Genomic DNA, 15,007 nt, shown 5'->3' with positions numbered 1-15,007 from the left:
GCACCATGCCCAGGTTGCCGTTGTTGATCAGCGCGACCTTGATCGGGGCGCCCTCGATCGCGCAGGTAGCCAGTTCCTGGTTGGTCATCTGAAAGCAGCCATCGCCGTCGATCGCCCACACTTCTGCATCGGGGCGAGCGATCTTGGCACCCATGGCCGCCGGTATGGCGAAACCCATGGTGCCCAGCCCACCGGAATTCAGCCACGTGCGCGGGTTTTGATATTTGATGAATTGTGCGGCCCACATCTGGTGCTGGCCGACCCCGGCGACATACACGGCCTCGGGGCCCGCGATCTCACCCAGCTTCTCGATCACATACTCGGGGCTCAGGCTGCCGTCGCTTTGCGGTCCGTAGCTCAGCGGGTATGTGGCCCGTACCCCGTCGAGGTACTCCCACCAGGCGGCGATGTCTGAGATTCCTGCGGTGCCCGCACCCCTGTCGTCGCGCAGCGCCTCGATCAGATCGGTGATGACGGCTTTGACGTCACCGACGATCGGCACGTCGGCGTTTCGGTTTTTGCCGATCTCGGCGGGGTCGATGTCGGCGTGGATCACCTTGGCCTCGGGGGCGAACGAGTCGAGCTTGCCGGTCACCCGGTCGTCGAAACGGGTGCCCAGCGCGATCAACAGGTCGCTGCGCTGCAGCCCCGCCACCGCCGCCACCGTGCCATGCATCCCGGGCATGCCCAGGTGCTGGGGGTGGCTGTCCGGGAACGCGCCCCGCGCCATCAGCGTGGTCACCACCGGGATGCCGGTCAGCTCGGCCAATTCACGCAGCTGCTCGGTGGCCTCGCCGCGGATGACACCGCCACCGACATAGAGCACGGGTTTGCGCGCCGCAGCGATCAGCTTGGCGGCTTCGTGGATCTGCCGGTTGTGCGGCTTGGTGTTCGGCTTGTAGCCGGGCAGCTCCATGTGCGGCGGCCAGCTGAACGTGCACTGGCCCTGCAGCACGTCTTTAGGGATGTCGACGAGCACCGCTCCGGGGCGGCCGGTGGCCGCAATGTGGAAGGCCTCGGCCAGCACCCGGGGAATATCGTCGCCGCTGCGGACCAGGAAGTTGTGTTTGGTGATCGGCATGGTGATGCCAGAGATGTCGGCCTCCTGGAAGGCATCTGTGCCGATCAGCGCACGGCCGACCTGTCCGGTGATGGCGACCACCGGGACGGAGTCCATCTGCGCGTCGGCCAGCGGAGTCACCAGGTTGGTGGCGCCGGGACCCGAGGTCGCCATGCAGACGCCGACTTTGCCGGTGGCGTGTGCGTATCCGCTGGCAGCGTGTCCCGCGCCCTGCTCGTGGCGAACCAACACATGGCGCAGCTTCTGCGAGTCGAACAGCGGGTCGTAGACCGGTAATACGGCGCCGCCAGGGATGCCGAAGATGGTGTCGACGTCGAGCTCTTCCAACGACCTGATCACCGACTGCGCACCGGTGAGTTGTTGTGGCGCAACGTGTTTAGGTTGCTTTGCAGGCGTCTTCGGCTTGGCCCGCGTGCCGTTGACGGGTTGCGACGGCTGCGGCGGTCGCGTAGTGGGAGCGCTCACTGGTTCCTCTTTAGGTCCTCATAGTTGATGTCAGAACATTGGCAACAAAAAACCCCCGCCAGCTCAGCGGCTGCACGAGGGTTGCGCGTTGGTGCTCGAAAGCTATCCCGGCGTGGGCTCAGCCACCAACGCGCCGACCAAGTACTACGAGCATTTCACGGCTGTGCATAACGGTCGACGGTAGCCTCCGCACAGGTCAGCAGTCAAATTTGGGTTCGCGGGCCAGACCCGCGCTGAGATCGCACAGCAGCGCAATCTCGAGAGATGACATGATGCCGGTGTGGCGAAAGATTCGACCGAAACGCCCGCGGTGGTGATCAACATTTCGCCGATGGCCCATTTCGCGGTCGGTTTTTTTGCTCTCGGGCTGCTGGTGCCGGTCTTGACGTGGCCGACGACTGCACCGCTGCTGATCATTCCGGTGGTCTTGTCGGCGTTGATCTTTCGGCTTCGCACGCAGGCCAACCAAGACGGCGTGACGGTGCGCACGCTGCTGGGCAGCCGCGCGGTGCGCTGGGAAGACATCGACGGACTGCGGTTCAACAAAGGCTCTTGGGCGCGCGCTCAGCTCAAAAACGGCAGCCAGTTGCGGTTGCCTGCGGTTACCTTCGCAACCCTGCCGCTACTGACGGAGGCCAGCGGCGGCCGCGTACCTAACCCATACGGCTGATTCTCAGGTCACCGGGTTGGCGCCGTTGAGAAGCACCCACACGGCGACACCAGCACCGATACCCAGGACCAGTGCGGCAAAAGACCCGATAAACGGCCGTCGCGCCCACCCGCGACCGGCATCGAAGCCGTAGCGCCCGGGCCCCGCCAGGATCACGGCGGCGGCCATCACGATCAGGGTGAGCTCGTATTCGTGTCCGTTGGGCAAGAAGAAGGGGAACGACTTGCCGTGGTGCTGGGCCGACATCCCGGCGAGGACGCTGTTGACCAGGTAGGCCAGCACACCCGCGGCGGCCAGCGGGGTAAATAGCCCCAACATCAGCAGCACCCCGGCGGCAATCTCGCCGCCGGCGGCGCAGTAGGTGAGGATGTCGGCGTGCTGGAAGCCGATGTCGGATAGCGAGTTCTTGAATCCGTTGAGGCCCTGTCCACCCCACCAGCCGAACAACTTCTGCAGCCCATGCGCGGCGAAGACCGCACCCAGCCCGACCCGCAGGATCAGCAGACCGAGATTCTGCGTGCCGCGACGGCCGGCGGCGCGCACCCGCTCGTCGTCGTGGCCGTCGTGGCCGTCATGCTCGTCGATGTCCTCCCCGCCGAACGCCGAGTGCCGGCCGGTGGATTGCGGCTGATAGGGCAACGGCTCCTGGCCGCCGATTAGCCCGTACCCCGTGCTGGCCGGGCGCGCATCGCTGGAGATGTTGGAGTCATAGTGCGGGATCGTGGTCGTCTCGAAATCGCCTGCATAAGTGGCTGACGGCAGGTCGTCTTCGGGGTCGACCAAACTTGCTGAGCTTGGCCGCACCGGAGTTGGCGTCGCGGATTCCTCCGGCCGTTGCCAACGTGTGTCATTCGATTGACTGGTCACTCGTGTCAGGGTAAGGGCAATCCGGTCCGAATCGGGGATTTGAGCGGCGCTTTCGCGGTTCCGGCTGGCGCGTCGGCCCATCCGGCTCCTTGTTTGCGGGCAAATGCGAAAGACGCGCGCTACCCCGTCGGGGCTGCCAACCCGAGATATCCGTAATCTGGCTGCTATGCAGTCGTGGTGGTCGGGGCGGCGCGGAGCGGCCGTGCTCTGCTCGGCGCTGCTGGTTTTGTCCGGATGCGCGCAGTTCAACGATGCCCAGTCGCAGCCGTTCACCACCGAGCCCGAACGTCATCCGGGGCCGAGTTCGACGCCTCCCCCGCCGCCCCCGCTGCCTGACAAGCCGTTCCCCAAAAAGTGCCCCGCGCCGGGGACGATGCAGGGCTGCCTGGAGAGCACCAGCGGCCTGCTCATGCAGCCTGACAGCAAGTCAGCGCTGGTGGCCGAGCGGACCACCGGTGCGGTCAAAGAGGTGTCGGTCAGCGCTGAGCCGAAGGTGAAGACCGTCATCCCGGTCGACCCGGCCGGCGACGGCGGGCTGATGGACATCGTGCTCTCACCGACCTACCCACAAGACCGGCTGATGTACGCCTACATCAGCACGCCCACCGACAATCGGGTTATCCGCGTCGCCGACGGCGATGTCCCGAAGGACATCTTGACCGGGATCCCGAAAGGCGCCACCGGCAACACCGGCGCGCTGCTCTTCACCAGCCCCACCACTCTGGTCGTGCTCACCGGCGATGCGGGCAACCCGGCGATGGCCGCCGATCCTGCGTCGTTGGCGGGCAAAGTCATCCGTATCGAGCAGCCGACGACGCTCAACCAGGCGCCGCCCACCACCGCGCTCAGCGGCCTTGGCGCCGGGGGCGGGTTGTGCACCGACCCCGTCGACGGCTCGCTCTACGTGCTCGACCGCTCTCCGACCGCCGACCGATTGCAGCGCATTACCAAGGACTCGAAGGTGTCGACCGTGTGGACGTGGCCGGACCGGCCGGGTGTGGCCGGCTGCGCGGCGTTGGACGGCACCGTGCTGGTCAACTTGATCAACACCAAGGAAACGGTGGCTGTGCACCTCGCTCAGGGAACCGGCGCCGTCACCGGCCCGCCTGACGTCGTCCGTAAAGACACCCACGGGCACGCCTGGGCACTGCGGATGTCGCCCGACGGGAATGTGTGGGGGGCGACGGTCAACAAGACCGCCGGGGACGCCGCAAAGAATGACGACGTGGTGTTTCCGCTGTTCCCGCAGGGCGGCGGATTCCCGCGGGCCAACGAGGACAAGACCTAACCCAGCGTCAGGCCTCGTGACCCGGCTCCATATCGACGACGTCGTGGAAGCTGATCAGATCGTCGGCGCCGTCACCGGCATCTCCTGTGACGGGTTCCAGCAGGTAACCCAAGTGGTCGCCGAGGTCGAACCGGTTGAGCGTCTTGCCGACGAACCATGCCGCCGCGTCGTCGAGAATCGGCATCCCCTGTGGGCCGGTGCGCCACGAGCATTGCTCGAACTTGTTGACCTGGTCGCCGGTTTGGCCGCCGAACAAGTGCGCCAACCCGATATGGCGGCGAGACAACACATGCACGGCCAGGTATTCGGATTGCGCCGCCACCCGCGTGGTGTGGTTGTTCTTGGACAGCCCGACCAGAAAGCGTGGGGGCTGCATGCTGGTTTGGGTGGCAAAGCCGACGAGGCAACCCGACGGATGACCGTCGGCTTGGGTCGTCACCACGAACATCGTGTAGTCCAGCGTCCCGACCAGCCGGTCGAAAGAGTCGTCGCCCACATCGCCATCATGGCGCAACGTGATTGGCGCGCAAGCGCGATTACCGTGCGTCTGAGTTGTTTTCACCGGTCGCGGTGTCGCCGAACAGGAATTCATCGACGAGATTGCTGACCAGAGCGGGGTTTTCCAGACCGGCAAGGTGAGCAACCCCGTCGAGCACCCGGATCGCCGAGTTGGGGATGGCGTCCGCCATCGCGATCGCCTCTCGCGGGCCGAACGTGGCGTCTTCAGTGCCGGCGACGACGAGCACGGGCGTTGTTATGCCGGCGCACAACGGCCGTTGGTCGGGTCGGGCCGGAACAACGCTCTTGACTGCCCAGGAAACCGACGGCACATCGACCGATTTCACCGCTGAACGAACCTGTGCCACAACGTCGGGACGCTCCCGCAAGGTTGTCGGCCCGAGGAATGCCTTGAGCACCGAGCGGATAAGCGCCGACCCTATCTCGCCCTGCCATTGCGCTATTCGAAGCAGCATCGCGTATCGAGCTTTTTGACTGATGCCGGCGCGGCCGGCGGTGCAGTTCATCAGTACCGCTCGGCCGATCCGCTCGGGATGAGTCGCGGCGAACGTGGCGCCGATCATGCCGCCCCACGAGTTGCCGACGAAGTGCGCTTGATCGAGACCGAGCCCGTCGAGGATGTCGGCAACGCACCGCGCGCAGTCACCGAAGGTGAACATTTCGGTCAAGGACTGACTGCCACCGTGACCCGGCGGGTCGACCAGGACCACCTGCGAGTGCGTGACGAGACGATCGGCCACCCCGCGCCACATGTCACCGGTCATCAACAAGCTGGGCCAGAACATGATCGGCGTGCCCATTCCCGCGACTTGAACCCGCACTGTTCCCAGCACGGTATCCACCGTCTGAGCGCGAAGTTTGTCGCCGATACCGGTCATCGCAAAAACGATACGGTCAGCCCTGCCGGCGACCGCCCCGAACCTCTCGCGCGAAACTCATAGATTCTCAGTCTCTCCTCAGGTAGTGTCTACCTCTTAATTAGACACGTGTTGAGGAGGCAGCCATGCGACTCACCAGTCGCCCATGGATAACCGCAGGGGTCGCCTTCGTTGGCACGAGCCTCATTGCCGCCACACCGGTGGTCAGAGCCGTGCCCGACATCCAGACCGAGACCGCAGCCGTGCAGCTGACCGCGGGCGGCTTCGACGACGTCTCGTTGGCGCAGCTCTTCACCAACGCGTCCACGAGTTTCACCAACAACATTCTGAATCCATTCCTCGGTGCACCGTTTCCGGCACCCCAGCAGGTGGGCGAAAACTTCCTCGGGTACCTCGGCACCGTCTTCACCGACCCCTCGCAAATCGGCGACATTCCGAACGAAATCCAGACCAACTTGACCAACGCGCTCAAGGCGCCGTTCGAGCCGTTCCATCCCTTCGGCTCGGCACCGTACCTTCTTCCTTCGCTCAGCAGCACACCCATCACGACGGGCTTCGACGTTGGAGCTTGCTATAGCCCTATCGGCTGCCTCGACATCGACCCGACCTTTACGTTGGGCGGCCATTCCGACATGCTCAACTGGCTGATAAACGGCTTCCCGCTGGTGCTGAACCTCGGCTCAATCGACCTCGGGTTCCTCGGTTCAATCGACCTCGGCTCAATCAACTTCGGTACCCTGGACCTCCTGAATCTGCTTGTTCTCGGCAACAGCGACTTGGAAAACCAAATTCGGCCGTTGCTCGAACTCATGGGGTCACCGGCAAGCGGGGTCGCGTGGGGGACTTTCGGCACCATCGTCAGCCCGATAGCGCAGACCTTGGACGACACCGTCCACATCTTCAATGCGCTCCAGGGCGGCGACGTCACGACGGCATTTAACGATCTGCTGGATATGCCGATCAATTCCACAAACGCGTTCTTCGAGGGGTACGGCAATGCCTACAACTTGCTCGAGGAATTGGGGATCCCTCCCATCCTCGGCACGACCCCCGAGCTCGACCTGGGCGGGTTGTTCAGCCCAGCCGGCTCGTTCTTTAACGCCCTCGGCTTCGACTTCGAGGTTGGTGGCACCTCTACCTACGACCTCGGATTCCTCGGCGACATCAGCTTGACGGCTAGCGCGTTCTTGAGGGATCCGGCCACGATGGTCGGGCCAATCGCCTCCATGCTCGAGACGGGACAGGCTATCGCACAGGCAATTGGCTGGGACGACGTCGGTAACCAGCTCTTCAACCTGGCGAGCATGTTCTGAGCGCAGCTGCTAAGTGCAGGCTTGGAGCACCAGCTCGCGCACCCGCGCGGCGTCGGCTTGACCCTTGGTGGCCTTCATGACTGCGCCGACGATCGCGCCTGCGGCCTGAACTTTGCCGCCCCGAATCTTCTCGGCGACATCGGGATTGGCCGCCAACGCCTCGTCGACCGCTGCCTGGATCAGCGAGTCGTCGCGCACCACCGCCAATCCGCGCGCGGTCATCACCGCCTCGGGCTCGCCCTCGCCGGCCAGCACCCCCTCGACGACTTGGCGGGCCAGCTTGTTGGACAGCTTGCCCTCATCAACGAGCGCGACGACCGCGGCAATCTGCTTGGGTGTGATGGGCAGCTCGTCGAGTTCCACGCCCGCCTCGTTGGCCTTTTGCACCAGAAAGTTGCCCCACCAGGCGCGGGCTTGTTCGCTGGAAGCGCCTTGCTCGACGGTCGCGCTCACCAATTCAACGGCCCCGGCGTTGACCAGATCTCGCATCACCTCGTCGGAAATGCCCCATTCCGCTTGAATCTTCTTGCGGCGCAACCACGGTAGTTCCGGAATGGTCTGACCCAACCGCTCAACGAGCTCGCGGCTGGGCGCCACCGGTTCCAGGTCGGGCTCAGGAAAATAGCGGTAGTCCTCCGCGGTTTCCTTGGTGCGCCCGGGGCTGGTGTACCCGGACTCGTGGAAGTGACGCGTTTCTTGGGTGATCTGTCCTCCGGATGTCAAAACGGCGCCCTGCCGCTGCATCTCGTAGCGCACGGCGACCTCGACGCTCTTGAGCGAGTTGACGTTCTTGGTCTCGGTGCGGGTGCCGAACTGCGTGGCCCCGATCGGCATCAGCGATACGTTCGAGTCACAACGCATTGAGCCCTGGTCCATCCGGACATCGGAAACACCCAAGGCGCGCAACAAATCCCGCAGCGCCGTCACGTAAGCCCGGGCGATTTGGGGGGCCCGTTCGCCGGTGTCGACGATCGGCTTGGTGACGATCTCGATCAGCGGCACACCCGCGCGGTTGTAGTCGATCAGCGAGGTGGTGGCGCCGTGGATGCGGCCGGTTTCGCTGCCCAGGTGGGTCAGCTTTCCGGTGTCTTCCTCCATGTGCGCGCGCTCGATCGCGACTCGCCAGTTGGTGCCGTCTTCCAGCGGCACATCCAGATAGCCGTTGATGGCGATCGGCTCGTCGTACTGCGAGATCTGGTAGTTCTTCGGCATGTCCGGATAGAAGTAGTTTTTCCGGGCGAAGCGGCACCACGGCACGATCTCGCAGTTCAACGCCAACCCGATCCGGATGGCCGATTCGACCGCGGCCTCGTTGAGCACCGGCAGCGAACCCGGCAGGCCCAGGCACACCGGACACACCTGGGTGTTGGGCTCGGCACCGAACGCCGTGGCGCAGCCGCAGAACATCTTGGTGGCGGTGGACAGCTCGACATGCACCTCCAAGCCGAGCACCGGCTCGTAGCGCGCGAGGACATCGTCATAGTCGAGCAGTTCCGCACTGGGCGCCTTGGCAGCGCTCGCGGCAGAAGTCATGCGCTCGATCCTAAGTGGCTGCCGGAGCCGCCGCCTCGCCGCCGTCGCTCCTTGCTCGCACATCAGCCGTCAGCAGCATACGGTCGAAGGCCGACCGAGACCCGATGGCTTTGTCCCGGACGGCGCAGAAGTCCTCGACAATCCGCTCGGCCAACAGCCGCAGCTTGACATTGCTTTCTTGAGATCGCCATCTGAGTAGGTCGAACGCGGCCGCTGGGTCGAGACCGTAGACCAGCATCAGCATTCCCTTGGCCTGTTCAATCACGGCTCGGTGCTCGCTGATCTCGGCGATCTTGGCGGTGATCAGCTCATCGTGTGCTCGATCCGGCATCGGGGTGATGTCGACGTAGTAGCCGTGGGTGCCGATGACCGCATCCCGATCGTCGGTGAGTTGATCACCCACCACCACAACATGATGTACGGCCCCGCTGGCGTCGATGATGCGATGCCGAGTGCTGAATGCGCGGTGGGTGTGCAGCATGTCGTCGATGGTCTCTGCCACCTGACGCCGATCGTCGGGGTGCTTGTGCGCCAACACCAGCTCGGTGGTCGGTACCACGGTTCCCGGCTCGTAGCCGTGCATCCGCTGCACCTGCTCCGACCATTCCCAGCGCTGGTCCTCGAAGTAGAAGCGGAACCATCCGACCCGCTGCGGCGCGCCGGCGAAGGCCTGCTCAACTTCGGCGGCGTGACCATCCAATTCGGCGGGCACTACTCGGGCTCCCCGGAGGTCGCGTCATCGTGTGCTCGGCCTATCCGCGGCGGTAGTCGTATACCGGTGTCCGCTCGCGTGACCCACTGGCCGCACACGCCGCAGGTCAACAGCCTTGGCATAGCCGTTACATTACAGCTGCCCTTGGTTGCTGGACACTTGATGAGCTATCGCGCTGGCGTTCCGATATTGCGCCGGGGGAATATGCCGGCCAACGTGGCGGCCATCTCCAGGTAGCCACGCCTGCTCCGCTTGCCGAGCCGGTCCAGATCAATTTCTTGACCCTCGTGCACATGCCGATCGAACGGGAGATTCACCACTCGCTTGGGAGAGAACAGGTCCTGCAGCTGCTGAAGCCGGCTGTTCACCGGGCCGCACGGCTTTCCGCGTTCGGTGTGGTTGATCACCAGCACAGCGGACTTGATCTGTCGCTGATACCCGTTTCTGCACAACCACTCAATTGTGGTTCGGGTCTTTTCGATTGCGTCGGCGCAGGCGTTGGTTACCACCACAATGGCTCGTGCCTCCGACAAAACCGCTTCCGTCACAGTGGATTTCAGCGATTTGCCGCAGTCCATCAGCATCACGGAGTAGTGATTTCGCAGTATCGAAAATGCCCTGAGGACATCGTCGCGCTCGATGAGCCAATCCGTGTCTGAGTAGCTCGGCAGCGCCAGCAACTCGAGGCCGGCACGATTGCGTCGGGTATACGTCCGCACGTCCGCATACCTCGTCACCGACCGCTTGGCGAGCAGATCGACCAGGCTCAGCTGGTTTTGGTAACCATGCCGGTCGGCGAGGTCTCCGGCGTCGACGTCCATGGCGATCACTCGGTCGGTGCGCGCATCGGCGAATGTCGAGCCAAGCGCCTCGACGACCGATGTTTTGCCGACGCCACCCTTGAGGCTCAAGACTGCGATCGGAAACGCGCTGCCTAACGGCGCCCGGACGCGATCACGCAATTCAAGTTCGTGGATCTCGCTTCTACTCGGACCCAGGTGGATTCCGGTCAACCGCGCCAGCACGCTTCGCCAGTTGAATTCAGCCGGCGCTTCGGTGGATGGGACTTCCAGGCTGTCGAGGGCGATCCTGCGCACCGGGCGCTGCCACGCCACCGGTGGCGTTGTTGCCTGTACTGAGGGAACCGTGGCTGTGCCGATCGGAGGTTGAGCTGGCCACGGCTGCTGATAACCCGGCCCGTCGGGGCGAGTCGGCCGCGGCGGCTGACCCGGCAAAGGCCGTGGGTGCGGCGGTTTGCTCTGCCGCACCGCCCCGGGCGGTGATTTCTGAATTACACCGCGATCGAAATCGCGGGAGCGCATGTTCCCTACGGTACCCCTCGGCAGAGCTTCGGAAACCGGTGAATTGCCTTGAGCTGGCTAAACATGGGTGGAATAGGGGTTAACGCCAGGCGACATCAACGTGAACCGCCGCCGGCGTTCCCGGTTACCCGAAGAAGGCGGCGGCGTCGTCGTAGCGGCTTTGCGGTACCAGCTTGAGCTGACGCACCGCATCCGCCAGCGGCACCCGGCCGATGTCCTGACCCCGCAGCGAAACCATCTGTCCGTACTCACCGGCGTGTGCGGCATCGGCGGCGTTGACCCCGAAACGAGTGGCCAGCACCCGGTCATAGGCCGTCGGCGTGCCGCCGCGCTGGACGTGGCCCAGCACCGTCACCCTGACGTCCTTGTTGATGCGCTTCTCCACCTCGGCGGCCAGCTGGTCGGCCACGCCGGTGAACCGCTCATGGCCGAATTCGTCGGTACCGCCCTCGCGCAGCGTCATCGATCCCGAAACCGGTTTGGCGCCTTCGGCAACCACGCAGATGAAGTGCGAGTCGCCGCGCTGGAACCGCTGCTTGACCAACCGGCACACCTCTTCCACATCGAAGGGTTGCTCGGGGATCAGCGTCATGTGGGCGCCTGACGCCAGCCCGGCATTCAGCGCGATCCAGCCGGCATGCCGCCCCATGACCTCCACCAGCATTACCCGCTGATGCGATTCGGCGGTGCTGTGCAGTCGGTCGATAGCTTCCGTGGCAACCATGAGCGCCGTGTCATGGCCGAACGTCACGTCGGTGCAGTCGATGTCGTTGTCAATTGTCTTGGGCACGCCGACGACAGGAACGTTCTCCTCCGAGAGCCAGTGCGCGGCAGTCAACGTGCCCTCGCCGCCGATCGGGATCAGCACGTCAATGCCGTTGTCGTCCAACGTCTGCATGATCTGTGGCAGCCCCGCCCGCAGCTTGTCGGGATGCACTCGGGCGGTACCCAGCATCGTGCCGCCCTTGGTCAGCAGGCGGTCATTGCGGTCGTCGTTCCGGAGTTGGATGCGCCGGTTTTCCAGCAGTCCGCGCCATCCGTCCTGAAATCCCACCACCGATGACCCGTAGCGGGAGTCGCAAGTGCGCACCACCGCACGGATGACAGCGTTGAGCCCGGGACAGTCCCCGCCTCCGGTGAGAATTCCGATCCGCATGCCCTCATCTTGCCCCGTGCTCGCGGCTACGGCAGCCGGATCTCAAATGGCTGACGGGAGGGGCCCGCGGGCGGCCTCATAGGCGGCCGCCACCCGATAGATGCGGTCGTCGGCGAGGGCCGGCGCCATGATCTGCAACCCAACCGGCAGCTTGTCGTCCGGCGCCAAGCCCGACGGCACCGACATCCCGCAGTGCCCGGCCAGGTTCAGCGGCAGCGTGCACAGGTCGAACAAATACATCGCCAGCGGATCGTCGACCTTCTCCCCCAACCGGAATGCGGTGGTCGGCGTGGTGGGCGACACCAGAACATCGACGGATTCATAGGCCGTGTCGAGATCGCGGGCGATCAACGTACGCACCTTCTGCGCCTGGTTGTAGTAAGCGTCGTAATAGCCGGCCGACAGCGCGTAGGTGCCAATCATGATGCGCCGCTTGACCTCTGGTCCAAATCCAGCCGCGCGCGTCATCGCCATCACCTCCTCGGCGCTGTGCGTCCCGTCGTCGCCGACCCGCAACCCATAGCGCATGGCGTCGAAGCGAGCCAGGTTGCTCGACACCTCCGACGGCAGAATCAGGTAGTAGGCGGCCAGCGCGTGATCGAAATGGGGACAGTCGACTTCGGACACATCGGCACCGATTGCGGTCAGCTGCTCGACGGCATCGTTGAACGATGCCAGCACGCCGGGTTGATAACCCTCGCCGCGCAATTGCCGCACCACGCCGATGCGCACGCCGCGCAGATCGCCTGCCGCTCCTGCCTTGGCGGCGCTGACGACGTCGGGCACTTCGGCGTCGACGGAGGTGGAGTCTTGGGGATCGTGTCCGGCGATCACTTGATGCAGCAGTGCAGTGTCGAGGACGTTGCGCGCACACGGGCCGCCTTGATCCAGCGACGACGCGCAGGCCACCAGCCCGTAGCGCGACACCGTGCCGTAGGTGGGTTTGGCTCCGACCGTCGCGGTCAGCGCGGCCGGCTGGCGGATTGAGCCGCCGGTGTCGGTCCCGATGGCCAGCGGCGCCTGGAATGCGGCGAGCGCGGCAGCACTGCCGCCGCCCGAGCCGCCCGGCACCCGGTCGGTGTCCCACGGGTTGCGGGTCGCGCCGTATGCGGAATTTTCCGTCGACGAGCCCATCGCGAACTCGTCCATGTTGGTCTTGCCGAGGATCGGGATTCCGGCCGCTCGCAGCCGCGCGGTCACCGTGGCGTCATAGGGCGAACGCCAACCCTCGAGGATCTTCGACCCGCAGGTGGTCGGCATGTCGCGGCTGGTGAACACGTCTTTGAGGGCCAGTGGCACCCCGGCCAGCGGGGACGGCGGCGCTTCGCCGGCCGCCAGCGCCTTGTCGACGGCTGCCGCAGCCGACAGCGCCGCATCGGCTGCCACGTGCAGAAACGCGCCGTATCGCTCATCGGTCGCGGCGATCTGGTCCAGGAAAGCCTGGGTGATCTCGGTGGACGACAGCTCCTTGGCGGCAATTTTGTCGGCGAGTGTCGCGGCGTCCAGCCGGATGATGTCGGTCACTGCGGTTCCCCGAGGATCTGCGGGACGGCGAAACGCCCGTCGACGGCTTCCGGTGCCTCGGCGAGCGCTTCTTGTTGAGTCAGGCACGGTTTGGTCTGATCCGGGCGAGTGACGTTGACGTCCTTGAGCGGGTTGTCGGTTGGTTCGACGCCGGTGACATCGACGGCCTGGATCTGACTGACGTGGGTCAGGATGGCGTCGAGTTGGCCGGCGTAGCTGTCCAGCTCGGCATCGGTCAACGCCAGACGGGCCAGCCGGGCCAGATGGGCCACCTCGTCGCGGGAGATCTGGGACACGACCGAAAAGCCTACGCGCGGCGACGATGCAGGCCGGAACGGCCTGAGGAGCCGGGCACTAGGACTGCCCGGCTGCCGCCGAAATGCCGCGGGCGCGTCGCTGTGCGACAGTGTGCGCGTGTCTTCCTATCTGCTGCGCGTTCAGCTTGCCGACCGGCCGGGCAGCCTCGGCTCGCTGGCCGTGGCCCTTGGCTCGGTGGGTGCCGACATCTTGTCGCTGGACGTGGTGGAGCGCGGGTCCGGCTACGCGATCGACGATCTCGTCGTCGAGTTGCCGCCGCGGGCCATGCCCGACACCTTGATCACAGCGGCCGAAGCACTCAACGGGGTGCGGGTGGATAGCCTGCGGCCGCACACCGGTCTGCTGGAAGCCCACCGAGAACTCGAGCTGATCGACCACGTCGCCGCCGCACGCGACACCGCAGCCAAGTTGAAGGTGCTGGTTTGCGGGGCCCCGCAGGTGCTGCGGGTGAGCTGGTGTGTGGTGCTGCGCGGCTCCGACGACGGAATCGAGCGCCTGGTGGGCAGCCCTGGAGCGCCCGAAACCCGACTCGACGCCGTCCCGTGGATGCCTATCCACCGCGCCACCGCCCTGGATGCCAGCGATGACTGGGTGCCGCAGGTGTGGCGCGAGCTGGACACCACGCTGGTCGCCGCGCCGCTGGGTGGGCCCGACACCGCGGTGATGCTGGGCAGGCCGGGCGGCCCGGCATTCCGGCCATCTGAGGTGGCGCGGCTGGGCTACCTGGCCGGGATCGTCGCGACCCTGTTGCACTGACCGCCCGCGGAACAGCTGTTACTCGCGGCTTGCGCCGCTGGCGTCGGCATTGGCCAGCGTGTCCCGGAGTTTGTCGACCGGGTCGCCGCCACCACCCAGGGCATGGCCGGGGTTGGCTCCTCCGCCTTGGGTGGGAAGTCGGTCGGGGTCGACACCTCGCCGCTCACGCCGCTGCTTGGAGTGATCCGCAAAGGGGGTATTGGTCAGGTGTGAGCACTTTATCCGATACCCAGATCGCCTCGATGTCCCCGGCCGAGCGGCGTCAGCTGATACGACGACTTGAGCGGCCGCTGTCCGATCTGCTCCCGGTAGAAACCGCGCGGCGGATCCGGTGGGGCTGGCTGGGAATCATGATCGGCGGGACGGTCGTGCTGATTCCCTGGATCGTCTATCTCTCGTTCGCGCTGCCCGACGTTTACCTGGTGCACGACTGGACGGCCACCTGGGTCGGGTTCGACCTGCTGTTGCTCGCTCTGATGGGGGCGACCGTCATCTTCGGCCTGATGCGTCGGCAAGTAATGCTGCTGACCGCGTTCGCAACCGGCATGTTGCTGATCTGCGATGCCTGGTTCGATTTGATGACGGCTGGACCCAGCGAGTTCCCG

15 protein-coding genes are annotated in these 15,007 nt (G+C 65.1%); 5 read left to right on the top strand and 10 right to left on the bottom strand.

The genetic code is table 11. From position 1 onward, the window contains the following. Positions 1-1,546: acetolactate synthase large subunit (locus WBF82_RS02530; RefSeq protein ID WP_424381525.1), on the bottom strand; the 1,546-nt coding region annotated here is incomplete at its 3' end. A gap of 331 nt (positions 1,547-1,877) precedes the next feature. Here WBF82_RS02530 and WBF82_RS02525 point away from each other — a divergent pair. Beyond that, complete coding sequence (locus WBF82_RS02525) at positions 1,878-2,216, top strand: PH domain-containing protein (protein WP_424381527.1); 339 nt, start codon at positions 1,878-1,880, stop codon at positions 2,214-2,216. 3 nt (positions 2,217-2,219) lie between these two features. On the opposite strand, the gene WBF82_RS02520 is transcribed toward WBF82_RS02525, so the two are convergent. Continuing rightward, positions 2,220-3,083, bottom strand: coding sequence for a DoxX family protein (locus WBF82_RS02520; RefSeq protein ID WP_424381524.1), 864 nt, complete (start codon positions 3,081-3,083; stop codon positions 2,220-2,222). 166 nt (positions 3,084-3,249) lie between these two features. On the opposite strand from WBF82_RS02520, the gene WBF82_RS02515 reads away from it, so the two are divergent. Next, entirely contained in the window at positions 3,250-4,371 is a 1,122-nt protein-coding gene (locus tag WBF82_RS02515; RefSeq protein WP_424381523.1) for a PQQ-dependent sugar dehydrogenase, read from the top strand. Positions 4,372-4,378: 7 nt separating this feature from the next. Here the strand turns inward: WBF82_RS02515 and WBF82_RS02510 are convergent, their stop codons facing one another. Beyond that, positions 4,379-4,867, bottom strand: coding sequence for a flavin reductase family protein (locus tag WBF82_RS02510; RefSeq protein ID WP_424381522.1), 489 nt, complete (start codon positions 4,865-4,867; stop codon positions 4,379-4,381). 40 nt (positions 4,868-4,907) lie between these two features. Further along, entirely contained in the window at positions 4,908-5,768 is an 861-nt protein-coding gene (locus WBF82_RS02505) for an alpha/beta fold hydrolase (protein ID WP_424381521.1), read from the bottom strand. Between the two features lie 125 nt (positions 5,769-5,893). Between WBF82_RS02505 and WBF82_RS02500 the strand changes: the two genes are divergently transcribed. After that, complete coding sequence (locus WBF82_RS02500; RefSeq protein WP_424381520.1) at positions 5,894-7,081, top strand: hypothetical protein; 1,188 nt, start codon at positions 5,894-5,896, stop codon at positions 7,079-7,081. Between the two features lie 9 nt (positions 7,082-7,090). Here the strand turns inward: WBF82_RS02500 and gatB are convergent, their stop codons facing one another. The 6 genes from gatB to gatC form a co-directional block, all read right to left on the bottom strand. Next, the gene (gene gatB / locus WBF82_RS02495; RefSeq protein WP_424381519.1) at positions 7,091-8,614 is read right to left on the bottom strand and encodes an Asp-tRNA(Asn)/Glu-tRNA(Gln) amidotransferase subunit GatB; all 1,524 of its coding nucleotides are present in this window, start codon (positions 8,612-8,614) and stop codon (positions 7,091-7,093) included. 10 nt (positions 8,615-8,624) lie between these two features. Next, positions 8,625-9,326, bottom strand: coding sequence for a PAS and ANTAR domain-containing protein (locus tag WBF82_RS02490; protein WP_424381518.1), 702 nt, complete (start codon positions 9,324-9,326; stop codon positions 8,625-8,627). 167 nt (positions 9,327-9,493) lie between these two features. Next, positions 9,494-10,441, bottom strand: a complete 948-nt coding sequence (locus WBF82_RS02485; protein WP_424381517.1) for a MinD/ParA family ATP-binding protein — start codon at positions 10,439-10,441, stop codon at positions 9,494-9,496. Between the two features lie 331 nt (positions 10,442-10,772). After that, positions 10,773-11,804, bottom strand: a complete 1,032-nt coding sequence (locus WBF82_RS02480) for an ATP-dependent 6-phosphofructokinase (protein ID WP_424381516.1) — start codon at positions 11,802-11,804, stop codon at positions 10,773-10,775. 42 nt (positions 11,805-11,846) lie between these two features. Beyond that, entirely contained in the window at positions 11,847-13,328 is a 1,482-nt protein-coding gene (gene gatA, locus WBF82_RS02475) for an Asp-tRNA(Asn)/Glu-tRNA(Gln) amidotransferase subunit GatA (protein ID WP_424381515.1), read from the bottom strand. Beyond that, on the bottom strand, positions 13,325-13,624 hold the full coding sequence (gatC, locus tag WBF82_RS02470; RefSeq protein ID WP_424381514.1) for an Asp-tRNA(Asn)/Glu-tRNA(Gln) amidotransferase subunit GatC: 300 nt from the start codon (positions 13,622-13,624) through the stop codon (positions 13,325-13,327). Before gatC ends, gatA begins: the two co-directional genes overlap by 4 nt. Before the next feature lie 118 nt (positions 13,625-13,742). On the opposite strand from gatC, the gene WBF82_RS02465 reads away from it, so the two are divergent. Further along, positions 13,743-14,402 carry an amino acid-binding protein gene (locus WBF82_RS02465; protein WP_424381513.1) on the top strand — a complete coding sequence of 220 codons (660 nt, stop codon included), beginning with the start codon at positions 13,743-13,745 and terminating at the stop codon, positions 14,400-14,402. 242 nt (positions 14,403-14,644) lie between these two features. Continuing rightward, on the top strand, positions 14,645-15,007 hold a 363-nt coding region (locus WBF82_RS02460), incomplete at its 3' end, for a hypothetical protein (RefSeq protein ID WP_424381526.1).

The organism is Mycobacterium sp., assembly GCF_049673265.1.
Taxonomy (GTDB): domain Bacteria; phylum Actinomycetota; class Actinomycetes; order Mycobacteriales; family Mycobacteriaceae; genus Mycobacterium.
This window is presented reverse-complemented; position numbering and strand designations above follow the sequence as displayed.